Source organism: Sorangium sp. So ce117 (assembly GCF_051524395.1).
GTDB classification, from domain to species: Bacteria; Myxococcota_A; Polyangia; order Polyangiales; family Polyangiaceae; genus Sorangium; species Sorangium cellulosum_B.
In genome coordinates this window covers 13,061,578-13,082,021 of sequence record NZ_CP150309.1, presented here as the reverse complement: position 1 = coordinate 13,082,021, position 20,444 = coordinate 13,061,578, and the positions used below count along the sequence as shown (strand labels likewise).

Here is a 20,444-nt window from a genome sequence, read left to right as displayed (position 1 = left end):
CATGCAAAGGATCGAGCCCGCAGACAGCGCGGTCATCGTCATCGACGTCCAGGAGAAGCTCGCCGCCGCGATGCCGGCGCCCCAGATGGACGCGCTGACCCGCGCGGCCACGGTGCTGATCGAGGCGGCGCGGCGGCTCGGCGCGGCGGTCATCGCGACCGAGCAGTACCCCGCGGGCCTCGGCCCGACCATCGCGCCCATCGCCGAGCGGCTCGCCCAGGCGGGCGCGCCCGTCATCCCCAAGATGGAGTTCTCCGCCTGCGGCTCCGCCGAGTTCGAGCGCGCCTTGCGCACGTCGACCGGGCGCGCGCCACGCGCCGCCATCGTCGTCGGCATGGAGGCGCACGTCTGCGTCTTCCAGACCGTGCGCGACCTCGCCGCGCGCGGCGTCCTCGTCCAGGTGCCGCTCGACGGCGTCGCCTCCCGCCGCGACGACCACCGGCTCGCCGGCCTCGATCTCTGCCGCGCCGCAGGCGCCACCATCACCACCGCGGAGACCGTCGCCTTCGACTGGCTCAGGATCGCCGGGACGGACGACTTCAAGCAGCTGTCGAAGCTCATCCGCTGACCGATCCGCGATCTTCGCGGGCGGCGCGCGGGGACCAGGTCGGCGTGTCAGTTTGTCAGGCGCCGGATCGGACTTTGTCAGACCCGTGCTCTCCTGGACATGCCGCTGACGTCTGTGACACAGTGGCGCATGGCTGACGATCTGGCACCAGTCCCCTCGAGCGCGCCGCCTGCTGGCCCCGCTGCGCCGCCGCCCGGCGCGCCGACGGTCCTCGTGGTCGATGACGAGCCGTCGAACGTCGCCTCCATCGAGAAGATCTTCCAGCGCGACGGCATGCGCGTCATCACGGCGGACAGCGCGAAGGCCGCGCTGGAGATCGTGCGCAGCCGCCGCGTCGAGGTCGTCCTGACCGACCTGATGATGCCGGGCGTCAGCGGGCTCGAGCTGCTCCGCGCGCTGAAGCAGCTCGCGCCCGACACCGAGGTCGTGATGATGACCGCCTACGGGACCGTCGAGACCGCGGTCCAGGCCATGCGCGAGGGCGCCTACGACTTCGTGGAGAAGCCGCTCAAGCGGATGACGATCATCAAGAGCGTGCGCAAGGCGGCCGAGCGCCAGTCGCTCGTCGCCGAGAACCGCTCGCTCCGGCAGGAGATCAAGCTGCTCACGAAGCGCGAGATCGTCGGATCGAGCCCGACGCTCCGCCGCGTGCTCGACATCGCGACCCAGGCGGCGCCCTCGAGCGCCACGGTGCTCGTGCTCGGCGAGAGCGGCACCGGCAAGGAGCTGCTCGCGCGCTTCATCCACGAGCGCAGCGCGCGATCGCGAGGGCCGTTCGTCGCGGTCAACTGCGCGGCCATCCCGGAGACCATCCTCGAGGCCGAGCTCTTCGGCCACGAGCGCGGCGCGTTCACCGGCGCCCTCGCGAAGCGCGACGGCCGCTTCGCCAAGGCGGCCGGCGGCACGCTGTTCCTCGACGAGATCGGCGAGCTCTCGCCCGCCGTGCAGGTGAAGCTCCTCCGCGTGCTGCAGGAGGGCGAGTACGAGCCCGTCGGCGGCGACACGGTGCGCGCCGACGTGCGCCTGGTCGCGGCCACCAACAAGGACCTCCGCGCCGAGGTCGCCGCTGGCCGCTTCCGCGAGGACCTGTTCTACCGGCTCAACGTGATCGCGATCACGGCGCCCCCGCTCCGGACCCGCCGCGAGGACATCCCGCTCCTCGTCGACCACTTCCTCGGCGTCTACTGCACGAAGAACAACCGCCCCCGCCTGGAGGCGCCGCGCGACGTGCTCGCGCGCCTGACCGACTACACGTGGCCGGGCAACGTCCGCGAGCTCGAGAACGTGATCGAGCGCGCCGTGGTCCTCTGCCGCAGCGACCAGCTCTCCGTCGACGACCTGCCCGACTTCATCCGCGAGGCCGCCCCCGCCGAGCCGAGCTCGCTCACCTTCTCCGTCGGAACGCCCCTCGACGAGGTCGAACGCAGGCTCATCCGCGAGACGCTCCGCCACGCCCGCGGGGACAAATCCGTGGCCGCGCAGTTGCTCGGCATCTCCACGCGCACCATCTACCGAAAGCTCGGCGAGCTGGAGTGACGCCGCGCGCGCCGTCCCGTGGACACGGCGCGCTCCCGTGCGCCGGCACCCCGCGAAGATCCATTTGTCACTTTGGCAACGAAGGCCGTCCGACGCGGCTGGGGTGCGTCACCTTGGCGGGACAGCTTCCGAAATTCCGTGAAGACGCGGGAAACCACCGGCGATTGACCGCTGGCATGAAACTCGCCTAGAGGAGGATGGGCGCATGGGCATCGACGCGATCCTGAAGCGGTATTTTCCCTGGGTGCTGGGCGCGCTGATCGCGCTCGCCGCCTACTTCCAGGCGTCGGGCATGGGCCAGCTGGTGGTCTCCAGCGTCGCCATCGACGCCCCGCCGGCGCCGCCGAGCCCTCCGACGCGCCCGGCGTCGTTCGGGTCGACCGCGAGCAACACGGACCACGCGACGAGCGCCGCGGCGATCCTCTCGCGCAACCCGTTCGACTCGGTGACGGGGCCGCTCGACGGCAAGCCGGTCGAGATCCCGAGCGTCCCGCACGAGCTGCCCAACAAGGACCCGTATGCGGACCCCTCCTGCGACGGCGCCCGCGTCCTGCTCATCACGCAGGCCGAGGATCCCGCGTGGTCGTTCGCGGCCATGGCCGGCTCGGACGGCAAGGCGATCTTGCGCCGGCAAGGGGATGAGATCAGCGGGCAGACCGTTTACTACGTGGGGTGGGATCGGGTCTGGCTGACGTCCGGCAGCTCGCGGTGCCAGGCCGTCGTGGGCAGCAACCACGTCGTCGCCCGCGCCAGCGCCGCGCCGACGCCGACGCCCACGACGACGTCGACGGCCGCGGCGGGGAAGGCCCCGCCCCGCGGCGGCAAGAAGATCCCGCCGGAGATCGCCTCGAAGATCCAGCGCGTGAGCGAGAACGAGTTCAACGTGGAGCGCAGCGCCGTCGACCACATCCTGGAGAACCAGGGCGAGCTGATGCGCTCCGCGCGTATCGTCCCCGAGAAGGAGGGAGACAAGGTGGTGGGCATCCGTCTCTTCGGGATTCGCCCGGACTCTCTGCTAGGGACGCTCGGGCTGGAGAACGGAGATCGGCTGTCCAGCATCAACGGGTTTGAGATGAGCGATCCGCAGAAGGCCCTCGAGGCCTACGCGCGGCTCCGGACGGCGGACCGGCTCACGGTGAGCATCAACCGCAAGGGCAAGCCGATGAACATCGACTTCAACATCAAGTGAGCGCTCCGGACTGAATCCAGGGACGAAAGCAGGGTAGCGGCATGGCGCGATGGATAGGGACGCTGAACGAGGGGAGCCTGCTCCGGCGGACGCTGATGGTGATCGGCACGTTCGTCCTCGGCTCGCTCACGTTCGTCGGGGTCATGAGCCTCATCCTCGTGTCGGTCGCCAAGGCCGTCCTGCCGCCCCACGACAAAGAGTCCGCGACGGACGCGACGGAGGAGGCCGACAGCGAGGCCTCCGCCGGCGCGAGCAAGACCGCCCTGGGCAAGACCTCTCGCTCGAAGCGGCCGCGGCCCCCCTCGCCGGCCGCGCGCGAAAGCGCGCCGAGCGCGCAGAACGCGCCGAACGCCGACTGAGCGGCGCCGCCTCCCCTACCAACCCACGCAGAGAATATCGAGTCGACTGATGGTGATGACGACCCTCGAGCGATCCTGCTGCCTCCGGAGGAGGCTCCTCGCCGCGCCGGTGGCGGCGCTCGTGCTCGCCGCCGCGGCGCCGCCCGCCGCAGCGCAGCCCGCGAACCGCGGCGCCCCCGTGCTGCGGACCCCCGGCCAGGTCCAGCCGCCGCCCGCCCGCCCCGCGCCGGGCGCGCCGGCCGCAGGCGCTCCGCCAGCCGGCGCGCCGGGCGCAGCCGCGCCCGCCCCGGCCGACGCCGGGGACGACCCGCTCGCCGCGGTCAAGCAAGGGGTCCAGGAGATCGAGTTCAAGCCGAAGCCCGGCGGCTACAAGGTCAGCTTCAACCTCGACGAGGCCGACCTCCCCGAGCTCGTGAAGGCCATCAGCAACATCACCGGGCGCCGCTTCATCTACGGCGGCAAGCTCCGGCAGATCAAGGCCACGGTGTACGCGCCGGAGAAGGTGACCGTCGCCGAGGCGTACAGCGCGTTCCTCTCGATCCTCGCCTCGAACGATCTCACCGTCATCCCCCACGGCCGCTTCCTCAAGATCGTGGAGACGCCGGGCGCGGTGTCCGAGACGACGCCCGTGTTCGGGACCGCCGCGCCCGTGCCCGCGGAGGACCGGTTCGTCACCCGCATGTACCGGCTGTCCCATATCGACGCCAACGAGGCGGGCGGCGTCCTGAGCAAGTTCAAATCGAAGGACGGCGACGTCACCGTCTACCCGCCCGGCAACCTGCTCATCATCACGGACACCGGGTCGAACATCCAGCGCATGCTCCGGATCGTCGAGGAGATCGACGTCGGCGGCGCCGGCGATCAGCTCTGGGTGCAGCCCGTTCACTACGGCTCCGCTGCGGAGGTCGCGACCAAGCTGAACGAGATCGTCGACCCGAGCAGGGGCGCGGCGGGCGGCGGCAGGCCCGGCAGGGGCGGCGCCGGCGGCACCGGCGCCCGCATCATCGCGGACGACAGGACCAACTCCCTCATCATCACCGCCACCGAGCCGGACTACCTGCGCGTCCTCGGCATCCTGAAGCGCCTCGACGTGGCGCAGACGGGCGAGGGGCAGGTCCACGTGCTCTCGCTCCAGCACGCCGGCTGCAAGGAGCTGTCGGCGACGCTGAACCAGGTCCTCGGCGGCGGGAGCGGCGGCGGCGCGCCCGTGGGCGGCAGGCCGGGCGCGCGCGCCGCCCAGGCGGTGCCGGGCTCGACCGACGACATCTTCGAGGGGCAGGTCAAGGTCACCTGTGACGAGGCGAGCAACAAGCTCCTCATCACGTCGTCACCCCACGATTACGCCCAGCTGCGCACCGTGATCGACGAGCTCGACGAGCCCCGGCGGCAGGTGTTCATCGAGGCCGTGATCATGGACGTGAACGTCAGCCGCTCGCTCGATTTCGGCATCGGCTACCACGCCGGCGCGCCGTTCGACGGCCTCAACGCGGACGACAGCGTCGTCTACGGCGGCAACAACATCCGCCAGTCCGTCATCGGCCTGCCGGCGCAGCTCGGCGCGCTCGCGCTGGGCATCAAGGGCCCCGCGATCACGGGCTCGAACAACATCCTCGGGACGGGCATCTCGATCCCCGCGTTCGGCGTCGTCCTCCACGCGCTGGCCCAGGACGGCGACTCCAACGTCCTCGCGACGCCGCACATCCTCGCGACCGACAACGTGGCGGCCGAGATCTCGATCGGCCAGAACATCCCGCTCCAGACCAACGTGGGCGGCGGCGGGCTCAACCAGCTCGCGAGCCTGGCCGGCGGCGCGGGCGCCGCGGCGGGCGGGCTCGCCGGCCTGCTCGGCGGCCTCGGCGGCCTCGGCGGCGGCGCCGCCGCGCGCCAGGACGTCGGCACGAAGATCAAGGTCGTCCCCCACGTCAACGACTCGGACCAGGTGCGGCTGGAGCTCTCCGAGGAGATCTCCGACGCCGGCGCCCCCCTCGAGGGCGCGCTCGGCGCGATCCCCATCAACAAGCGCACCGCGAGCACCACGCTCGTCGTCCGGGACCAGCAGACGGTCGTGATCGGCGGCCTCATGCGCGACGGCATGACCACCTCGGAGACGAAGATCCCCGTGCTGGGCGACATCCCGGTGCTCGGGTTCCTCTTCCGGCAGCGGGTCAAGACCAAGACGAAGACGAACCTCCTCCTCGTGCTGACGCCCTACGTGATCCGCGACCAGGACGACCTCCGGACCATCTTCGAGCGCAAGATGCAGGAGCGGCAGGAGTTCATCGACCGTTACTTCGTCTTCAGCGAGAGCGCCGCGTGGGAGCCGCCGCGCGACTTCGGCCGCGCGAACGGGCTCCTCGAGGACATCCGCCAGTCGATGCTGGCCGAGGAGGAGCGGGCGCGCCTCGAGGAGGAGGCGCGCCCGAAGGGGCCGCGCGAGCACGTGCCGGTGGACCCGGTCGGCCTGCCGACGTTCGGCGGCAAGGCCACCGGCGCCGTGCATATGCAGCCCGGCATGGTCGACATGGAGGGCGAGCCGGCCCAGCTGCCGCCGCCGCCGAACGGCGCCCCGCCGCCGCGGCCCACGCGGCGGCCGCCGGGGGGCGGACGGCAGATGGAGCGCGTGGAATGAGCCTGCAGCAGCAGCAGTACCTCGGCGAGATCCTGATCCGGCGGGGCGTCGTCCCCGCGGAGCGGCTCGTGCCGCTCTACGACACCGTCCGCGAGCGCGGTCAGCCGCTCGTGGACCTCATCGTCTCGTCCAACATCGCCGACGAGGCGAGCATCGCCAAGGCGCTCGCCGAGGAGTGCGAGGTCGGCCTCCTCCCGCGCATCGACATCGACGCGGTGCCGCTCGAGCTCGCGAGCCGGGTGCCGATCACCTACGCCAAGCAGCACAAGATCCTGCCGCTCGCCGAGCACGACGGGGTCGTCTACTGCGCCGTCGCCGACCCCCTCGACACGACGGCGATCGACGACGTGCGGGCGCTGTTCGGCAAGCCCGTCGAGATCGCGGTCGCCACGAGCGACGCGGTGCTGAACGCGATCAACCGCATCTGGGAGCGCAAGGAGGACGGCGGCGCGAAGCTCGAGGGCGACACGGCGCTCGAGGAGGACAACCTCGTCGACATCATCGACTCGGACGACGACGCCCCGATCATCGCCTGGGTCAACGGCCTCTTCGCGCAGGCGGTCCGCGAGCGGGCGAGCGACATCCACATCGAGCCCGAGGAGCGCGACGTCGTCGTCCGCTACCGGATCGACGGCGAGCTCTACGTCGCGAAGCGCGCCTCGAAGCAGTTCATGGCGCCGATCATCGCCCGCGTGAAGATCATGGCGTCGCTCAACATCGCCGAGAAGCGGCTCCCGCAGGACGGCCGCATCACGCTGAAGATCGCGGGCAAGAGCGTCGACATCCGCGTCTCGACCGTGCCGACGAGCCGCGGCTTCGAGCGGATCGTGATGCGCATCCTGCACAAGGCGTCGGTCCTGCTCGGGCTCGACGACCTCGGCTTCGCGCCGCGCGAGTACGCCATCATGGACGCCCTCATCCAGCGGCCGGACGGCATCATCCTCGTCACCGGCCCGACCGGCAGCGGCAAGACGACGACGCTCTACGCCTGCCTCAACCGGATCAACGAGCCCAGCCGGAACATCCTCACGGCCGAGGACCCGGTCGAGTACGAGATCGGCGGCATCCACCAGATCCACGTCCACCCCGGGATCGGGCTCACCTTCGCCTCGGCGCTCCGCGCGTTCCTCCGCCAGGATCCGGACGTGATCATGGTCGGCGAGATCCGCGACAAGGAGACCGCCGAGATCGCCATCCACGCGTCGCTGACCGGCCACCTGGTGCTCTCGACCCTCCACACGAACGACGCGGCCGCCGCCGTGACCCGCCTCGTCGAGATGGAGATCGAGCCGTTCCTCGTGCGGAGCAGCGTGATCGGCATCCTCGCCCAGCGCCTCGTGCGCCTGCTGTGCCCGGCGTGCAAGGTCCCCTACCGGCCCTCCGATTACGAGCTGCAGCAGCTCGGCCTCGACGAGGACCGGCTCGCCTGGAAGGCGCGGCGGAAGGTCTCGAACCGCTACAGCGTGCACGGACAGAAATACGACTACATCGGGCAGGACCTCGACCGGGCCGTGTTCTACAAGCCCGGGGGCTGCGATTCCTGCAACCAGAAGGGCTTCGTCGGCCGGCGGGGCATCTATGAGCTGATGGTCGTCGACGACGCCGTGGGCCCGCACATCCTGAAGAGCGCGGACGCGCAGACCATCAAGCGGGTCGCCATCTCCCAGGGGATGGATACGCTCCGGGATGACGGGGCGCGCAAGGTGCTCAAGGGCATCACCACCGTCGAGGAGGTGCTCGCGGCGACGCAGGAAGACGTCATCGTCGACGAGTAGGGAAGGCCGTGGCGGTATTCGAATACAAAGGCATCCTCGTCGGCACCGGCAAGCCGGTCAAAGGGGTCCGCGACGCGGAGAACGCGAAGGCCCTCCGGGCCGCCCTGCGCAAGGACGGCGTCATGCTCACCGGCGCGACCGAGGAGCAGGCCGCGAAGGCGAAGGCGAAGCGCGATCTCAAGATCTTCGCCTTCGCGGGCCGCCCCTCGACGTCGGACGTCGCCGTGATGACCCGCCAGCTCGCGACGCTCATCGGCGCCGGCATCCCGCTCTTCGAGTCGCTCAACGCGCTCATCGAGCAGGTCGAGAAGGAGTCGCTGAAGAGGGTGCTCACGCAGGTGCGCGAGCAGGTGCGCGAAGGCACGAGCTTCGCCAAGGCCCTCGAGGCGCACCCCTCGGTCTTCCCGCCGCTCTACGTGAGCATGGTGCGCGCCGGCGAGGCGTCCGGCACGCTCGAGGGCGTGCTGACCCGCCTGACCGTCTTCATGGAGAACCAGGCGAAGCTCGTGGGCAAGGTGACCGCCGCCCTCGCCTACCCCGCGCTGATGGCGCTCATCGGCATCGGGCTCATCTCGGTCCTCATGATCGCGGTCGTGCCGAACGTGACCGGCATCTTCGCCTCCATGGACCAGGCGCTGCCCTGGTACACGGCGGCGCTCATCGGCACGTCGGCGTTCGCCGCGAGCTACTGGTGGCTCGTCGTTATCGCGCTCGTGGGCGCTGTGTACGGGTTCCGCCGCTGGGTGCGGACGCCGAAGGGCCGCCTCGCGTGGGACACGTTCGTGCTGCGGGCGCCCATCTTCGGCAAGCTCATCCAGATGCTGTCCATCGCGCGCTTCGCGCGGACCCTCTCGACCCTGCTGTCGTCGGGCGTCGCGCTCCTCAGCGCGATGGATATCGTGCGGAGCGTGCTCGGCAACGCGGCCCTGGAGAAGGTCATCGTCGACGCCATCGCGTCGATCCGCGAGGGCCAGAGCATCGCCGAGCCGCTGAAGCGGAGCGGCCGGTTCCCGCCGATGGTCACCCACATGATCGCCATCGGCGAGAAGAGCGGGCAGCTGGAGGCGATGCTGGAGAACGTCGCCAACGCCTACGACTCCGCCGTGGAGACCCGCGTCCAGGTGCTCACGAGCCTGCTCGAGCCGCTCATGATCGTCATCATGGGCGGCGCGGTCGCGTTCATCGCGATATCCATCCTCATGCCGCTCATCCAGATGTCGAGCTTCGTCGGGTAGGTGGCTATGGGGCGGCGCAGGCAGCGAGAGAGCACGATCTTCTTCCCCTGGGAGCGCGGCGGCGGGCTCTTCCGGCGGACCGGCATGGCGCGGGCGAGGCCCTTCGCCGCGGGCCTCGCGATGGCGGTCCTCCTGCTGCTCCTCGGCGCGCGCGAGCGGCGGCTCGTGGGAATTCGATCGACCCGCGCCACGTTGTCCGTCGTCCACGGGGCGATCACCCTGTACCGCGCCGATCACGAGCGGCGGTGCCCGGGTTCCCTGGAAGAGCTGAAGCGCGAGGGATACCTCGCGATCGACCCGGTCGACGCGTGGGGCAGGCCGCTCCGGCTCACCTGTCCCGGAAGGAAGGATCCGGACGGATACGATCTCCTGAGCGACGGACCGGACGGCGAAATAGGCGGCCTTGACAGGGTGGAGTGAGAGATGGAGACGAACAGAGCAAGCAGCGCAAGAAGGATTCGACGGCTGAGCCGGAAGCTCTCGCGGGGCGTGACCCTGGTCGAGGTGCTCATCGTCGTGACGATCATGGCGATCATCGCCGGCGGCGCCACGCTCGTGGTGTGGCCGAAGCTCAAGCAGTCGCGCGTCAAGAGCGCCTATACCGGGGCGACGATCATCAAGAGCGCCGCCGAGCAGTACCAGCAGCTCGGGGCGGGCAGCGAAGGGTGCCCGACGATCCAGGCGCTGGTCAGCGCGAAGCAGATCGACGGCAACAAGACGGACGATCCCTGGGGCCAGCCCTACAAGATCAAGTGTGACGAGAACAACGACGTCCATGTCGTCTCGTCCGGCGACGACAAGAAAGAGAACACCCCGGACGACATCCGGGATGACATGAAGCAGTCGGATCTCAACAAGATCGCGGAGATGTAGCGCAGCGCGGAAGCAGGAGCGCCCATGACACGCCGTCGCACGAGGGGACTCACGCTGGTCGAGGTGCTGATCACCGTCACGGTGATCGCGCTCATCAGCGGCTCGGTCATGCTCGGCATGGGCGCTGTCACGAGCGCGCGGCTGAAGCGCAGCGCGGCGCTGCTCGCGGGCGCCGTCCGGGTCGCGTACGCCCACGCGAACGCGAAGTCGAAGCCGGTGCGGCTCGTCTTCGATTTCGAGGAGCGGATGATCGTGCTCGAGGAGTCCACCGGCGAGCTCCTCGTCGAGCGGAACGATCGGGCCGGCGGCGCCGCCGCAGCGACGGAGGCCGAGAAGGCGGCCACGGCGGAGGCCGAGGCGATCCTGAAGGGGCCGCGCGCGCCGCGGCCCTCGTTCGAGCCGGCGAAGGCGTACGGCTTCAACCCCGAGAAGGACAGGCCCGGCAAGGAGCTGTCGAGCGGCGTGCGCTTCCTCCAGGTGGAGACCGGACACCAGGACGAGCCCGTGACGGAGGGGCGGGCCTATCTCTACTTCTGGCCCGGAGGCCAGACCGAGCACGCCGCGATCCAGCTCAGCCTGGGCGGCGGGGAGACCGAGGACGCGGTGATGACGGTGCTCGTCTCGCCGCTGACCGGCAAGACGGAGCTCAGGAAGGGCAAGGCGAGCATGCCCAGGCCGCGCGACGACGCCGAGGCGTCGGAGCGCGAGGACACGGGGCTCTGATGCGCGCCCGCGGCTTCACCCTGCTCGAGGTGATGGTGGCGGTCGCCATCCTCGGCCTCGGGCTGACGGCGATCCTCTCCGCGCAGGCCGGCGCCTTCTCGGCCGCGGCGCACGCGCGGAACCTCAGCCTCGCGAACGGGCTCGCGCGCTGCAAGATGACCGAGCTCGAGGAGAAGCTCGCCAAGGACGGCCTGCCGGCGCTCGACGAGGCCGACAGCGGGCCATGCTGCGAGGGCGACGAGTCGCCGAACATCAAGTGCAGCTGGCGCATCGAGAAGCCCGAGATGCCCGAGCCCAAGTACGGCGATCTGGACCTCGACACCAACCTCGAGGGGCTCGGGGCGCTCGGCAAGCCGGGCGAGTCGAGCGGCACCGCGGCCCCGAGCGGCGACATCAACGATCTCGCGCAGTCGCTGGTCGGCGGCGGCGCGGGGGGCGGCGAGTCGGGCGGCGGGATCTCGGGGCTCCTGCAGCCGTTCGTCGACATGCTCGCGCCGACGCTCCAGCCCATCTTCGAGGCGAGCGCGCGGCGGGTGACGGTCAAGCTGACCTGGCAGCAAGGGTCTCGGGAGCACGCGTTCGAGCTCGTGCAGTGGGTCACGATCCCCCAGATGGGCCAGCCCGAGGAGGGCGCGGGCGGTCAGGGAGGAGGGAGTTGACCGTGGCGGCGCGAAGGCCAAGCTCTCTCCGCAGGCGCAGCGGCCGCTCGCGCGCGGTGACCCTCCTCGAGGTCCTCGTCTCGGTCGGCATCCTGGCGCTCATCGGGACGCTGATCTACGGCGCGTTCGACGGCATGAGCCGCGCGCGCTCGGGCCTCTCCCGGATGGGCGACCGCTACCACCAGGGCCGCGCGGCGATCGCCCGCATCTCGCGCGAGCTCCAGACGGCCTTCCTGTCCAGGCACCAGCCGGCCGACAAGAACATCGTCGTGCGGCTCACCGCCTTCGCGGGGGAGGACTCGTCCCCTGCGGACCGCGTCGATTTCACCGCGTTCGCGCACCGGAGGCTCCTCCGGAACGCGCACGAGTCCGATCAGTGCGAGATCGGCTTTTTCGGCGCGCGCGACCCGGAGCGCGACAGGCTCGATCTCGTGCGGCGAGAGGCGAGGACCATCGATACCGAGCCGACGAGGGGCGGAGTCGTCAACGTGCTCGCCGAGGACATCGAGAGCTTCAATCTCCAGTACCTCGACCCGATCAGCGGGGAGTGGGTCGACTCGTGGGACTCGACGCAGCCGGCGGCGCAGCTCGACCGGCTCCCCTCGCAGGTGTGGGTGACGCTGGTCCTGAACGGCGGGCCCGGCGGGGAGCCGATCAAGTTCGAGTCGAAGGTGCCGCTCCCGATGCAGGTCCCCATCGCCTTCGGGGCCAACTGAGCCATGAGCCGCCCGAGCTGCCCCCACGCCGAGGATCGCGCCGCAGAGAGGCCGCGCGGCGGGCGCGCGCGCCGCCGCCTCCGGAGGCGGCGCGACCGGCGCGGCGTGGCGCTGGTCATGGTGCTCGGCGCGATCACGGTGCTCACCGTGTTCCTGACCGAGCTCCAGGAGGAGACCTCGACCGAGCTCTCCGCGGCGCTCGCCGATCGCGACGCGCTGCGGGCCGAGTACTACGCGAAGAGCGCCGTGAACCTGTCGCGGATGCTCATCGCCTCCGAGCCGAGCGTCAGCACGACGATCGGGCCGATGCTCGCGATCGTCGGGATCAGGGGGAAGTTCCAGGTGCCGGTCTGGAAGTTCACCGACATGTTCCTCGGCCCCTTCAACGCGCAGCTCGCCGGGGCCGCGGGCGAGGGCAGCGCGGCGCCGCCCCCCGAGGGCGCGGGCGAGGGCAGCGCGACGGGCAAGAACCTGGGGCTCACCGGCGGCGGCCGCTTCGAGCTCAAGATCGTCGACGAGGACTCGAAGATCAACGTCAACCGCGCCGCCGACGACGTGGGCGGCATCTCCGATCAGATCGCCGTAGGGAACCAGCTGCTCAGCCTGATGAGCGACGCGCAGTACAACACGCTCTTCGAGGAGCGCGACGGCGACGGCCAGTTCTCGGACCGCGCGACCATCTGCAGCGCGCTCATCGACTGGGCCGATCCGGGCGACCAGACGTTCGCCTGCGACGCGACGCCGAACGCCCCGAGCTCCACCGGCGCCGAGGACAGCTTCTACCAGACGGTCGGCCTCTCCTATCAGCGCAAGAACGCCCCGTTCGACTCGGTCGACGAGCTGCGGCTGATCCGGGGCATGAACGACGACTTCTGGGCGACGTTCGTCGACCCGGATCCGAGCAACCCGGACAAGAGGGTCCTGACCGTCTGGGGCAGCCGGAAGCAGAAGGTGAACGTCTCGTCGGCGAACGCGCTGACGCTGCTCCGGCTCACGTGCACCGCCGATTTCGTGGATATCGCGACGACGACGCTGTGCACCGACGTGAACCAGCAGACGGCGTTCCTCACCGTGGCGTCGCTCGTGCAGAGCATGACCGGGGGGCTGCTCTTCCCCACCCCGAAAGATTATGTCGATGCGATGACCCAGAAGGCGGGCAGCTCGCTCGGGGGGATGCTCGGGCAGCAGTTCAAGGCCATGGGCGTGGAAGCTGTGAAGTTCAAGCCGAACGTCACGAAGTCCCTCGGCAACAAGACCAACTTCCTGAGCATCTACGCCGATGGCATCGTCCCGGGGAACAAGCGCGAGACGCGCGTGCGCATCCATGCGGTGGTCGATCTCACGGGGGCGACGAAGCTCGACGATCCGGTCAAGGATCCCGAGGACCCCGCTCAGCCCAGCACCCCTCCGACGCCGGAAACGTACGAACAACAGGTGCGATCGAACCCTGCCGGGACGATCATCTACTATCGCATCGACTAGGACACCCCTCCGGGAAGAAGCGCGCAAATGCACAGGCTGCTCGGGATAGATGCTGGAAAATCCGTGGTGCGGGCGGCGCTCATCCGCACCACGTACAGGAGGGTCTTCGTCGAGGCCCTCGGCGAGGCGGCCGTCACGGACGCCGTCTCCGAGGCCGAGGCCATCCGCGCCGCCGTGGGGCTCCTCCGCCCCGACGCCGCGGCGATCGCGCTCTCCGGGGAGAAATCGTTCTACCGCCGCCTCGACCTGCCGGCGGCCGCGCAGAAGGAGATCGAGAACGTCCTCGGCTTCGAGCTCGAGGCCACGGTGCCGTTCGAGATGGAAGACGCGGTCTTCGACCACCGCCTGCTGAAGCGGCCGCCCGGCGTGGAGACGCTGCCGGTCTTCGCCGCCGTCGCGCGCGCGGACGACGTGCGCGAGCGCATCGCCGTCGTGAAGGAGGCGCTCGGCTTCGAGCCGGAGCGGGTCGCGCTGGGCGCGGTGGCGCTCGCCAACCTCGAGGCGGTGATGCCGGAGCTCGCCGCGCCGTCGCCCGCCAGCGCGCCGATCGCCCTGCTCGACCTCGACTACCTCACGTCCGAGATCGTGATCGTCTCCGGCGGCGAGCCCGTCTTCGCCCGGACGCTGTCGCGCGGGACGGCCGGCCTCCCCGGCACCGCGCCGGCGCTCGCGCGGGAGCTCCGCCAGACGCTCGCGGCGTGGCGCAACCTCGGCGGCGAGCCGCTCGCGGGGCTCTACCTGGTCGGCGGCGGCGCCACCGCGCAGGGCGCGGAGATGTTCCTGGCGACGCAGCTCGGCCTCACGATCCTGCCGCTGCCGACCCCTCGCATCGAGGGGCTCACGCCCGAGCAGGCCGCGGCGCTGCCCCGCTTCGCCAAGGCGCTCGGGCTCGCGCTCGGGCTGACGCCGAAGACCAAGGGGTTCAACCTCCGGAAGGGCGCGCTCGAGGCCGAGCGCAGCTACCCGTTCCTGCGCGAGAAGATCCCGATCCTCGCCGGCCTCGGCACCGTCATCGCGCTGAGCTTCGGGTTCTCCATCGTCGCGGAGCTGCGCACCCTCGACGCGGAGCGGGAGCTGCTCGCCGCCTCGCTCGCGACCGCCTCCCACGACGTGCTCGGCGAGGAGACGAGCGACCCGCAGAAGGCCCGGGAGCTGCTCGAGCAGGGCCCCGGCGCGGCCGACGAGGATCCGATGCCCCGCGTCGACGCCTTCGACGTCATGGTGCAGCTCTCGAAGGCCGTGCCGAAGGAGATCACGCACGACGTGCTCGAGCTCGACGTGAACCGCGGCCACGTGACCCTCCAGGGCGTCGTCCCGTCGGTGTCGGACGCGCAGATCATCGCGGATCACATGAAGGAGCACCGCTGCTTCCGCGACGTGAAGGTCGGCCGGACGAGCCAGTTCACGGAGGGCAAGCACAAGTACGTCCTCGAGCTGGATCTCAGGTGCGAGGACAAGACGAAGAAGAAGAAGACCGGCGCCGCCGACGCGGCGGAGAGCGCCTCGGCCGGCGCGCCGGAGAAGCCGGAGGGATCGCGATGACGCTCCGCGAGCGACTCGACAAGCTGGAGCCGCGCGAGCGCAGGCTCCTCACCATCCTCCTCGGATTCCTGGCGGTGCTCGTCCTCTTGCTCGTGCCGATCGGGCTCGCGAGCGTCGCGTCCAGCAAGCGCGCCGAGAACCAGGAGATCCGCGACCTGCTCCAGTCGATCTACGAGGCCTCGGGGAAGGTCAGCGAGCGCAAGGCGCTGAAGGACGCGCTGCTCGCGCGCTACGCGCGGCCGGCGCCCGCGCTCGCCGGCTTCATTGAGGACGCGGCGAAGCAGCAGGGGCTCACCGCCGCCGAGTCGCAGGATCGCCCCGACGTCCCGCACGGCAAGAAGTACAACGAGCGGATCACGGTGGTGAAGATGCACAGGATCGGGATGCTCGGGCTCGCCAAGATGCTCGAGCACATCGAGGGCTCGGGCCACCCGGTCGCGGTGACGAAGCTGAACCTCAAGCCGCGCGCCGGGGAGCCGGACTCCTACGAGGTCGAGCTCGGCATCTCCGCGTTCGATCGGAAGGGCGAGCCCCAGCCGGCGACCCCCGCGCCGTCCGCGCCCCCCGCCGCCGAAGAGGAGCAAGAGCCATGAAGGCGCGGCTCATCAAGATCGCGAGATGGGCGGTCTACCCGCTCTTTTACCTCTTCTGTCTGGGGCTCTTCGGCTACCTCACGTTCCCCTACGACCGGCTCAAGGACCGGCTGATCGCCGAGTTCGACCGCACGCAGCAGAAGCGGGGCCCGAGCCAGGCGCAGCGCCTCGAGATCGACGAGCTCGACTCGTACTGGTTCACGGGGGTCGAGATGAAGGGCGTGCGGCTCATCCTGCCGCCGGGCGAGCTCGGCGCGAGCAGCAGGCCGAGCGCCGCCGCGGCCTTCGCCTCGGGCGACGCCGCCAAGGACAGCGCGCCGAAGCCGAGCGTCATCGAGATCGACGAGGCGCACGCGCGGGTGAAGATCCTGCCCCTCCTGATCGGGCGGATGCGGGTCTCGTTCTGGGCCAGCGTGTTCGGCGGCGAGATCGAGGGCGTCGTCCCGATGGGCCGATCGGGCGGCGACGTCCACGTCGAGGTCTCGGACGTGGAGCTCGCCAAGGTGGGTCCGCTCGGGGACATCCTTGGCCTGCCGATCGCCGGCACGCTGAGCGCGAGCCTCGATCTCAGCGCGCCCGACGGCAAGTTCAACAAGGCCAACGGCGCGCTCGAGGTCTCGGCCAAGGAGGTCTCGGTCGGCGACGGCAAGACGAAGATCCAGGGGCTCATCGCGCTCCCGGAGGCCAAGCTGGGGGAGCTGCTCCTGTCGGCGGAGGCGAAGGACGGGGTCCTCAAGGTCACGAAGATGTCCGCGAACGGCCAGGATCTCGAGCTCGACGGCGACGGCAAGGTCAACATGCGCGAGCCCTGGAACAACTCGACGGCGGATCTCTACGTGCGCTTCAAGTTCACCGACGCGTACCGATCGAAGAGCGATCTCACGAAATCGCTGCTCGGCGCGCCGGGGTCGAGCGTGCCCGGGCTGATCGAGATGCAGCAGCCCAAGATGAAGCGGTCGAAGCGGGCGGACGGCTTCTACGGCTGGCACGTCCACGGCCCGCTGAAGCGGCCCCGGTTCGACCCGCACGCGGCCGAGTCGCCCGCCGCGCGGGGCCGCGGCACGCCGGGCGCGAGCCCGGCCACGACCACGAGGAAGCCCGGCGGCGTGAACATGCCCCTCGGCGCCTCCGAGGCCGCCCCGAGGGAAGGCGAGGAGCACGAGCCCCCTGGGATGCCCCCGCCTCCGCCCCCGCCCTCCACCGAGGACGAGTCCCCCACACGGCCCCCGACGCCTCCGCCCGTAGACGGCGAGGGCACGCCTCCCGTTGAATAGAGCGGGGCGCAGCTTCGTGCGACGAAGACGCGCCTCGCTCTAGGACCCGGACCCACGCTCCAAGGACTCGTTGATGGGGGATCCCAGCTGGCAGCAGAACCGGCGCGTTTTACTGATCGACGACGACGCGGCGATCCACGAGGATTTCCGCAGGATCCTCCGATCCGAGGCGGAGGGCTCGACCTTCGCGAGCCTCCAGCCGACGCTGTTCCGCGAGCCGCCCGCCCGGCGGCCGGTGAGGTTCGAGCTCACGTCCGCGACCCGCGGGGAGGAGGGGCTGGCGAAGGTCCGCGAGGCGCTGCAGAGCGGCGCGCCGTACGCGCTCGTGTTCGTGGACGCGCGCATGCCGGGGTGGGACGGCGTCGAGACGCTCTCGCGCATCTGGAAGGAGGACGGCGCCATCCAGGCGGTCCTCTGCGCGGCGGACTCGGATGACTCGTGGGAGGAGATCGCCGCCCGGTTCGGGCAGACCGACAACCTCCTCATCCTCGCCAAGCCGTTCGACCCGAGCGAGGTCCGCCAGATGGCCTTCGCGCTCACCGAGAAGTGGAACCAGCGCCGCGCCCTCGCCGAGGCGAACTACAAGGTGTCGACGCAGTACACCGTGACCAGGATCCTCGTCGAGTCGACGACGCTCTCCGAGGGCGTCCCGGCGCTGCTCGGCGCGCTCGGGGAGACGCTCGGCTTCCGGTTCGCCGCCCTGTGGCTCGGCGACGACGAGAGCGACGGGCTGCGCTGCGAGCACACCTGGAGCGCCGCGCCCGACGACTCGATCGCGCTCGAGGCGGCGACCCGGGGCGCGCGGTTCGCCCGCGACGCCGGGCTGCCCGGCCGCGCGCTCGCCCAGGGGGAGCCGACCTGGTTCAGCGACCTCGACGCCGAGACGGACGACCCGCGCGCGCAGGCGGCGCGCGGCGCCGGCCTCCGCTTCGCGGTCGAGCTCCCCATCGCGGTCCGCGCCGACGCGCAGGTCGCGGCCGTGCTGGAGCTCATGGACGCCGAGCCGCGCGCGCCCGATCCGGGGCTGCTCGACGTCCTGCTCGCCGTCGCCGCCAAGGCCGGCCACTTCATCGGCAGCAAGCGCGTGGAGGCGGCGCTGCGCCGGAGCGAGGCGAACAACCGCGCGCTGCTCTACGCCATCCCCGACACGATCCTCCGGATCAGCAGCGACGGCATCTGCCTTGACTTCAAGGCCTCCCGGGACCCGAGGCCGTCGCTCCGCGCCGAGGATCTCCTGCACAGGCACGTCGCCAACGTGTTCCCCGCCCACGTCGCCGAGCAGATCACCGGCCTCGTGGCGCGAGCGCTCGCCGACGAGGCGACGCACGTCTTCGAGTACCAGGAGCAGCAGGCGGGCAGCGCGCGCGACTACGAGGTCCGGATCGCCGGCAGCGATCGGGCGGAGGCGGTCGTCATCGTGCGGGACATCACGGAGCGAAAGCGCGCCGAGGCGGAGACCGAGGCGCGGCGCGCCCGGGAGGAGGCCCTCCGGGCGCAGAACGAGATCCTCGCGGCGCTGTCGACCCCGCTCATCCCGATCAGCGACGACATCGTCGTGATGCCGCTCGTCGGCGCCCTCGACAGCCAGCGGACGCGCCGCGTGCAGGAGACGCTGGTCCGCGGCGTCGCCTCCCGCCGCGCGCACGTCGCGATCCTCGACATCACCGGGGTGCCGCGGATCGACGGGCCGTGCGCCGACGCGCTCCTTGGCGCCGCGACGGCGGTGCGCCTGCTCGGCTCGGAGGTGATCATCACGGGCCTGAGCCCCGACGTGGCCAGGACGCTCGTCGAGATCGGCGTCGACATGAGCGGCATCGCCACGCACAACACCCTGCAGAACGGCATCGCCTCCGCGATGACCTCCGCGAACGCGCGCGGACGGCGCCGGCGGCGCCGCGCGAGGTCGCGCGGGTAGCGGCCGGCGGCCCGATCTTGCCGGAGCGTCAGCGCTTGCTGGTCTGCGCGGCGTGCTTGTCGAGGGCGGCGAGGACGCGGTCGTAGTCGGGTGGCAGCGCGACCGGCGGGTTGGCGAGCCGGCTCGTGACGTCCGCGAGCGCGCGCTCGTGGTATTTCACCTTGAACTCCGTGAACTTGAGGCCGTTCGCGGTCGAGACCACGACGACCCGCTGACGCTTCTCCACGAGGCCCTTCTTCACGAGCTTCTCCAGCGCGGCGAGGGCGACCGCCGTGTGCGGGCAGGTGTACATGCCGGTGCGATCGGCGCGGGCCGCCGCGTCGCAGAGCTCGTCCTCGGTGACCTCCTCCGCGACGCCGTCCATCGCCTTGAGGGCCAGCATCGCCCTCGGCGCGCTCACCGGGTTGCCGATCTGGATCGCGCTCGCCAGGGTCTCCCCCGCCTTCATCGGCACGACCTCGCTCCGCCCCTCGGACCACGCCTTGAAGAGCGGGTTGGCCCGCGCCGCCTGCGCCACGCACAGGCGCGGGAACCGCGTCGTGAGGCCGAGGTCCTTCAGCATCTTGAAGCCCGCGTAGAGGGCGTAGGCGTTGCCGAGGTTGCCGCTCGGGAGGATGACCCAGTCGGGCAGCGTCCAGTCGAACTGCTGCACGATCTCGATGGCCACGGTCTTCTGGCCCTCGAGCCGCAGGGCGTTCATCGAGTTCGCCAGGTAGACGATGCCCTCGGCCGAGAGGCGCTGCACGATGGCCATGCAGCCGTCGAAGTCGGTGTCCAGCGAGAGGACCAGCGCCCCCGACGCGATCGGCTGGACGAGCTGCGCCGTCGACACCTTGCCCCGCGGCAGCAGCACGACCACGGGCAAGCCGGCCGCCGCCCCGTACGCCGCGAGCGACGCCGAGGTGTCCCCCGTCGACGCGCACGCGATCGCGCGCACCTCGAGGCCCTCGCGGATCGCCTTGTTCACCACCGAGACGAGCACCGTCATGCCGAGGTCCTTGAACGACCCCGTGTGGCTGTTGCCGCAGAGCTTCACCCAGACGTCATCGAGCCCGAGCGTCTTGCCGTAGCGGTCCGCCCAGAACAGGTTCGAGCCGCCCTCGTCCATCGACACGATGGCCTCGTCCGGGACCTCGGGCGCGACCCACTCCCGCTTGCCCCAGACCCCGGAGCCGTAGGGCCACACCGTGCGCTTGTAGCGCTCGTCGAAGAGCTTCATCCACGTCGCGGGGCTCCGGTCACGGAGCGCGGCGATGTCGTGGGCGACGTCGAGCAGGCCGCCGCAGGTGGGGCAACGGTAGAGGGGCTGCGTCAGCGGGTAGCTGCCGGCACAACCGGTCAGGCATCGGAATGCAGCAGAGTAGGCCATGGCAATC

The 20,444-nt window shown here is 70.7% G+C and carries 18 protein-coding genes; 17 read left to right on the top strand and 1 reads right to left on the bottom strand.

What is annotated here, in order from left to right; all coding sequences use genetic code 11:
* Window position 1: 1 nt before the first annotated feature.
* From WMF46_RS49210 to WMF46_RS49130, 17 genes are all read left to right on the top strand, one after another.
* Window positions 2-568 (top strand): isochorismatase family protein, encoded by a 567-nt coding sequence (locus tag WMF46_RS49210; protein ID WP_437983583.1) that lies wholly within the window; start codon window positions 2-4, stop codon window positions 566-568.
* A 129-nt stretch (window positions 569-697) separates the two neighbouring features.
* On the top strand, window positions 698-2,104 hold the full coding sequence (locus WMF46_RS49205) for a sigma-54-dependent transcriptional regulator (protein ID WP_437983582.1): 1,407 nt from the start codon (window positions 698-700) through the stop codon (window positions 2,102-2,104).
* Between the two features lie 205 nt (window positions 2,105-2,309).
* Window positions 2,310-3,293, top strand: a complete 984-nt coding sequence (gene gspC, locus WMF46_RS49200) for a type II secretion system protein GspC (protein WP_437983581.1) — start codon at window positions 2,310-2,312, stop codon at window positions 3,291-3,293.
* Between the two features lie 41 nt (window positions 3,294-3,334).
* On the top strand, window positions 3,335-3,652 hold the full coding sequence (locus tag WMF46_RS49195; RefSeq protein ID WP_437983580.1) for a hypothetical protein: 318 nt from the start codon (window positions 3,335-3,337) through the stop codon (window positions 3,650-3,652).
* A 49-nt stretch (window positions 3,653-3,701) separates the two neighbouring features.
* Complete coding sequence (gene gspD, locus WMF46_RS49190) at window positions 3,702-6,281, top strand: type II secretion system secretin GspD (RefSeq protein WP_437983579.1); 2,580 nt, start codon at window positions 3,702-3,704, stop codon at window positions 6,279-6,281.
* The gene (gene gspE, locus WMF46_RS49185) at window positions 6,278-8,056 is read left to right on the top strand and encodes a type II secretion system ATPase GspE (RefSeq protein ID WP_437983578.1); all 1,779 of its coding nucleotides are present in this window, start codon (window positions 6,278-6,280) and stop codon (window positions 8,054-8,056) included. The genes gspD and gspE overlap by 4 nt, the downstream gene beginning before the upstream one ends.
* Before the next feature lie 8 nt (window positions 8,057-8,064).
* Window positions 8,065-9,291, top strand: a complete 1,227-nt coding sequence (gene gspF / locus WMF46_RS49180) for a type II secretion system inner membrane protein GspF (protein ID WP_437983577.1) — start codon at window positions 8,065-8,067, stop codon at window positions 9,289-9,291.
* 6 nt (window positions 9,292-9,297) lie between these two features.
* The gene (locus tag WMF46_RS49175) at window positions 9,298-9,711 is read left to right on the top strand and encodes a type II secretion system protein GspG (RefSeq protein ID WP_437548200.1); all 414 of its coding nucleotides are present in this window, start codon (window positions 9,298-9,300) and stop codon (window positions 9,709-9,711) included.
* A gap of 3 nt (window positions 9,712-9,714) precedes the next feature.
* A complete protein-coding gene (locus WMF46_RS49170) occupies window positions 9,715-10,164 on the top strand; it encodes a type II secretion system protein (RefSeq protein WP_437530284.1) in 450 nt (149 codons plus the stop codon).
* 24 nt (window positions 10,165-10,188) lie between these two features.
* Window positions 10,189-10,887: a pilus assembly FimT family protein gene (locus WMF46_RS49165; RefSeq protein WP_437983576.1), complete on the top strand. Its 699-nt coding sequence runs from the start codon at window positions 10,189-10,191 to the stop codon at window positions 10,885-10,887.
* Window positions 10,887-11,546 carry a type IV pilus modification PilV family protein gene (locus WMF46_RS49160; protein WP_437983575.1) on the top strand — a complete coding sequence of 220 codons (660 nt, stop codon included), beginning with the start codon at window positions 10,887-10,889 and terminating at the stop codon, window positions 11,544-11,546. The genes WMF46_RS49165 and WMF46_RS49160 overlap by 1 nt, the downstream gene beginning before the upstream one ends.
* A 56-nt stretch (window positions 11,547-11,602) precedes the next feature.
* Window positions 11,603-12,262, top strand: coding sequence for a type II secretion system protein GspJ (locus WMF46_RS49155; protein ID WP_437983574.1), 660 nt, complete (start codon window positions 11,603-11,605; stop codon window positions 12,260-12,262).
* Window positions 12,263-12,265: 3 nt separating this feature from the next.
* Window positions 12,266-13,744 carry a general secretion pathway protein GspK gene (locus WMF46_RS49150; protein WP_437983573.1) on the top strand — a complete coding sequence of 493 codons (1,479 nt, stop codon included), beginning with the start codon at window positions 12,266-12,268 and terminating at the stop codon, window positions 13,742-13,744.
* A 27-nt stretch (window positions 13,745-13,771) separates the two neighbouring features.
* Complete coding sequence (pilM, locus tag WMF46_RS49145; RefSeq protein WP_437983572.1) at window positions 13,772-15,286, top strand: type IV pilus biogenesis protein PilM; 1,515 nt, start codon at window positions 13,772-13,774, stop codon at window positions 15,284-15,286.
* Complete coding sequence (locus tag WMF46_RS49140; protein WP_437983571.1) at window positions 15,283-15,879, top strand: hypothetical protein; 597 nt, start codon at window positions 15,283-15,285, stop codon at window positions 15,877-15,879. The genes pilM and WMF46_RS49140 overlap by 4 nt, the downstream gene beginning before the upstream one ends.
* On the top strand, window positions 15,876-17,153 hold the full coding sequence (gene gspN, locus WMF46_RS49135) for a type II secretion system protein GspN (protein WP_437983570.1): 1,278 nt from the start codon (window positions 15,876-15,878) through the stop codon (window positions 17,151-17,153). The genes WMF46_RS49140 and gspN overlap by 4 nt, the downstream gene beginning before the upstream one ends.
* A gap of 235 nt (window positions 17,154-17,388) precedes the next feature.
* Window positions 17,389-19,068 carry an STAS domain-containing protein gene (locus tag WMF46_RS49130; RefSeq protein WP_437983569.1) on the top strand — a complete coding sequence of 560 codons (1,680 nt, stop codon included), beginning with the start codon at window positions 17,389-17,391 and terminating at the stop codon, window positions 19,066-19,068.
* A gap of 28 nt (window positions 19,069-19,096) precedes the next feature.
* Here the strand turns inward: WMF46_RS49130 and thrC are convergent, their stop codons facing one another.
* Window positions 19,097-20,437, bottom strand: a complete 1,341-nt coding sequence (thrC, locus tag WMF46_RS49125) for a threonine synthase (protein ID WP_437983568.1) — start codon at window positions 20,435-20,437, stop codon at window positions 19,097-19,099.
* Window positions 20,438-20,444 lie beyond the last annotated feature (7 nt).

Excerpts from the sequence above, each read along its gene's own strand:
- gspD (WP_437983579.1), top strand. The coding sequence starts at position 3,702 with ATGGTGATGACGACCCTCGAGCGATCCTGCTGCCTCCGGAGGAGGCTC.
- WMF46_RS49150 (WP_437983573.1), top strand. The coding sequence starts at position 12,266 with ATGAGCCGCCCGAGCTGCCCCCACGCCGAGGATCGCGCCGCAGAGAGG.
- WMF46_RS49205 (WP_437983582.1), top strand. The coding sequence starts at position 698 with ATGGCTGACGATCTGGCACCAGTCCCCTCGAGCGCGCCGCCTGCTGGC.
- WMF46_RS49165 (WP_437983576.1), top strand. The coding sequence starts at position 10,189 with ATGACACGCCGTCGCACGAGGGGACTCACGCTGGTCGAGGTGCTGATC.
- gspE (WP_437983578.1), top strand. The coding sequence starts at position 6,278 with ATGAGCCTGCAGCAGCAGCAGTACCTCGGCGAGATCCTGATCCGGCGG.
- gspN (WP_437983570.1), top strand. The coding sequence starts at position 15,876 with ATGAAGGCGCGGCTCATCAAGATCGCGAGATGGGCGGTCTACCCGCTC.
- WMF46_RS49175 (WP_437548200.1), top strand. The coding sequence starts at position 9,298 with ATGGGGCGGCGCAGGCAGCGAGAGAGCACGATCTTCTTCCCCTGGGAG.
- WMF46_RS49210 (WP_437983583.1), top strand. The coding sequence starts at position 2 with ATGCAAAGGATCGAGCCCGCAGACAGCGCGGTCATCGTCATCGACGTC.
- pilM (WP_437983572.1), top strand. The coding sequence starts at position 13,772 with ATGCACAGGCTGCTCGGGATAGATGCTGGAAAATCCGTGGTGCGGGCG.
- gspC (WP_437983581.1), top strand. The coding sequence starts at position 2,310 with ATGGGCATCGACGCGATCCTGAAGCGGTATTTTCCCTGGGTGCTGGGC.
- thrC (WP_437983568.1), bottom strand. The coding sequence starts at position 20,437 with ATGGCCTACTCTGCTGCATTCCGATGCCTGACCGGTTGTGCCGGCAGC.
- WMF46_RS49195 (WP_437983580.1), top strand. The coding sequence starts at position 3,335 with ATGGCGCGATGGATAGGGACGCTGAACGAGGGGAGCCTGCTCCGGCGG.
- WMF46_RS49170 (WP_437530284.1), top strand. The coding sequence starts at position 9,715 with ATGGAGACGAACAGAGCAAGCAGCGCAAGAAGGATTCGACGGCTGAGC.
- WMF46_RS49160 (WP_437983575.1), top strand. The coding sequence starts at position 10,887 with ATGCGCGCCCGCGGCTTCACCCTGCTCGAGGTGATGGTGGCGGTCGCC.
- WMF46_RS49140 (WP_437983571.1), top strand. The coding sequence starts at position 15,283 with ATGACGCTCCGCGAGCGACTCGACAAGCTGGAGCCGCGCGAGCGCAGG.